Annotated in this window: 1 pseudogene and 1 riboswitch; the pseudogene reads left to right on the top strand. The window is 58.7% G+C overall.

Features of this window, described 5'->3' with window-relative positions:
• Nucleotides 1-255 precede the first annotated feature (255 nt).
• A riboswitch (molybdenum cofactor riboswitch) is annotated at nucleotides 256-429 on the top strand.
• A pseudogene (locus B3P58_RS13410) lies at nucleotides 418-605 on the top strand (hypothetical protein); the annotation flags it as partial. Its footprint overlaps the riboswitch before it by 12 nt.

Genomic DNA, 605 nt, shown 5'->3' with positions numbered 1-605 from the left:
TAACAACGCCTGCCAGAACAGCCTGATCCACCTGCCAGAACAATGTAAAATATCAGCAACAACGGGAGCTGCAGCGCTGTCAGGCCCTTCATAAGGGATTGATGCAAATGCGCAACAGAGTGTTGGGAAGGGCCTGGCAGGTCCCGGCAGGCACTGACGCCACCGTTTGCAATCAGAAACGCACTCCTGCCAATCCTGAAGCAGCCGGTAAAAGTGGCACATTTCGCCTTCAGCTTTCAGCGCAAAGCTCATACACTGGAGTCAAACCACCGAGCTGCCGCGCCTACGTTGCCAACCTGTTTTACAGCCGCAATAGGGCGCGCCAGCCGTGACCGCCACGCACTGCAACCGCACAGCGTCCGGCCACCAGGGTCCGCAAAGAAATGCCCGGGCCTCCCACTCTTGGAAAGGTGAACAATGACACCGCAACAACCGCTGATTCCCCTGCGGCCTGTTGCCGACATCCCGCCAGCACCGGCGTCTGCCACCGGCATTGTGCCGCAATCATCAGACACCACGCTGCAGGATACCCATGGCCGGCGCTTCAGCTATCTGCGTCTGTCGGTAACCGATGTCTGCAACTTCCGCTGCAATTACTGCCTGCC

This window comes from Thalassolituus sp. UBA2009 (assembly GCF_002335285.1).
Taxonomy (GTDB): domain Bacteria; phylum Pseudomonadota; class Gammaproteobacteria; order Pseudomonadales; family Oceanobacteraceae; genus Venatoribacter; species Venatoribacter alkanivorans.
The sequence above is the reverse complement of the archived record's forward strand: the minus strand, read 5'-3'. Positions and strand labels throughout refer to the sequence as shown.